Annotated in this window: 1 protein-coding gene; it reads right to left on the bottom strand. The window is 57.5% G+C overall.

The window, feature by feature from the left end; translation table 11 throughout:
- Window positions 1-254: hypothetical protein (locus AC1RPU_RS08365; RefSeq protein ID WP_481769708.1), on the bottom strand; the 254-nt coding region annotated here is incomplete at its 5' end.

The raw sequence follows: 254 nt of genomic DNA, 5'->3' as shown, positions 1-254 counted from the left end.
CTACTTGTTTTGCTTCCGGTACTCTTCCCACTCTTCGTGTAGACTCAGCTCACCGGGCCACGCATCGTAGTACCAATCCCAGTCAAAACACCAGTCATTGACGGTGCCGACATCGATGTGTTCTACGCTTCGTTCCTGACGCTCGATTTTGTCGAGCACTCGATTGAGGACACGACGATTCTGCTGCCGCTCGTCTCGACGCGCACCCGGAGCCGGGCCGCAGCACGGGCAATGGAAACCGCCCGGACCATAAC

The sequence above is a fragment of the Dellaglioa sp. CoH-55-MRSF-7 genome, from assembly GCF_056782235.1.
The sequence above is the reverse complement of the archived record's forward strand: the minus strand, read 5'-3'. Positions and strand labels throughout refer to the sequence as shown.